The 2,169-nt window shown below is 68.7% G+C and carries 1 protein-coding gene; it reads right to left on the bottom strand.

The features are described 5' to 3' along the window. Nucleotides 1–111 precede the first annotated feature (111 nt). Nucleotides 112–1,545 carry a group II intron reverse transcriptase/maturase gene (gene ltrA, locus A6V29_RS16175; RefSeq protein ID WP_212719497.1) on the bottom strand — a complete coding sequence of 478 codons (1,434 nt, stop codon included), beginning with the start codon at nucleotides 1,543–1,545 and terminating at the stop codon, nucleotides 112–114. Nucleotides 1,546–2,169: the final 624 nt, after the last annotated feature.

Raw genomic sequence — 2,169 nt, 5'->3', positions numbered from 1 at the left:
TAGGTGTGGGGTCGGGCCGCAGCGCGGTGCCGGTCTTTCTACCGGTCCGTTTCTGCGGCCCGCCTCCCGAACCGGACGTGCGACTTCCACCGCATCCGGCTCTCCGCGTGTTCATGCCGCCGTGGTGGCGCTTGTCCATGGGGTCGGGATTCGGGTTCCCCGGTAGCGGTAGCGCTCGATGGCGACCGCCGTGGGCCGGAAGAACTCGATTCCCTCCGCGCGGATCTTCCAGCCTGGGAGGAACCGGCGGACCAGGGTGTGCATGTTCAGTCGGGGGTGTCGTTTGCGCAGCCAGCCGACGATGCGCCAGAAGGCGTAGTGGTCGACGTAGCCGAAGGTGCGCGAGGACACTCCGTGACGGAAGTAGGTGCACCAGCCCCGCAGCACCGGGTTGATCCGGCGCAGCAGGTCAGCAAGCGTTCGGTGGCTGGCTCGGCGGGTCAGCGTCCGCACCTTGTCCACGATGGAGGCCAGCGCCTTCTTCGCGGGGTAGGTGTAGATCGCCTTCTTGCCGGTCCGACCTGCCCAGCGGCGGCGTTGAATGCGCCAGCCGAGGAAGTCGAACCCGTCGTCGATGTGGCAGACCCTGGTCTTGGCCACCGAGAGGCGCAGGCCCATCGGCGCCAGCACTGCGCCAACTTCGTCCCAGAGCGCTTCGGCGTCGCCGCGCTGGCCGTGCAGCAGGATCACGAAGTCATCCGCGTAGCGGACGAGTTTCATGACCGGCTGCCCGGCGCGTCGACGCTTGGCGCGTGTCCATTCTGGGCCGAGCGCCGCCCACTTCGCGGCGAAGTGCTCGTCCAGCACGGATAGGGCGATGTTGGCCAGCAGCGGTGACAGGATCCCGCCCTGGGGAGTGCCGGTGATCGTCTCCCTGTTCAGGCCGTCCTCGGAGAGGATGCCTGCTTTCAGGAACGCCGTCACCCAGCCCAGCACACGTCGATCTCCGATCCGATGCCGCACACGGCCCATCAGGGCGGTGTGGTCGATCTGGTCGAAGCACGCCTCGATGTCTGCCTCGAACACCCACTCGTAGTTCCGGGTGGGTGAGGCGAGGTAGTGGATCTCGGCGATCGCGTCCTGCGCTCGGCGTCGAGGGCGGAAGCCGTAGGAGCACGGCTGGAAGTCCGCCTCGAAGATCGGCTCGAGCACCAGCTTCAGCGCCGCCTGCACGATCCGGTCGCGGGTGGTCGGGATCCCCAGTCGCCGTAGCTTGCCCGACGTCTTGGGGATCGTCTTCTCCCGCACCCGTTCCGGTGAGAACTGCCCGGTCTTCAGCTCGCGTCGAAGGTCGGCCAGCAACTCACCGGCGCCATCGCCGACCGATCGTGGTGCGATCTGATCGACTCCGGCGGTTCGTGCTCCGGCGTTCCCCCGCACCCGGTCCCACGCGACGGTGAGGAATGCAGGGTCATAGACGAGGTTGGCCAGGTCATCGAAGCGGCGGCCAGGGGCGGCCGCCGCCCAACGGTGCAGCTTCGTCTGCATCGCCAGTACCCGCGGCAGCGCCTGTGAGAGCTCCGGCCACGGTGCGTCGGTGTTCACCGTCGTCCTCCTGATGATGCGGCTTCGCCGCGAACACACTGGACCCCTTCGCCATGTGACCGGCTCTCCCGGCCTCGGACTACTACGGGTCCTCCGCCCCACCCCGCCGGCGTCGGCCGGCGATGCGCTTTCCCGCCGGGCAGCTGGCTGCTGACCGGGAAGGGGACCGGCGGGATGGTTCCCACGTTCACTCCCGAACCGTTCGACGGGGTCGGCGCCCAGCTATGCCCCTGCAGCATCGCCACGGCTACGCCGCAGGCCTTCACCGTGGCCTCCCGACCGGCGACATCGACCGGCCCAGGAGTTCCCCGACCGGCCACGCTCTTGGCCACGCCGATCGGGTGCGCGCTGCTATCCAGCCCAGATCCGCCAGGTTGGAGCTGGTGGCTCTCTTGAGGGGCGTTCAGCCGCTGGTTCCTCACGTACGCCTTTCCGTCTCGCTTGCCGGACCCGGGCCATCTGGCGGTGCTGGCCCGTCCCGTCGTTGTCAGGGCTGCTTCCGCTCTCCTCCGCATCCCCGGAATCGAGCTGCCCTCAGCTTCACCGGCCCGCTGCGACGGACCGGCCGCGGTGTCCTTCCACCACCGCACGGTTCAGGAGCGCCTCGTGGCGCTCGATGTCGGC

It is taken from the genome of Blastococcus sp. CCUG 61487 (assembly GCF_005222955.1).
Taxonomy (GTDB): domain Bacteria; phylum Actinomycetota; class Actinomycetes; order Mycobacteriales; family Geodermatophilaceae; genus Blastococcus.
Note: the sequence above shows the minus strand (reverse complement) of the source record. Positions and strands in the feature narration are given on the sequence as shown.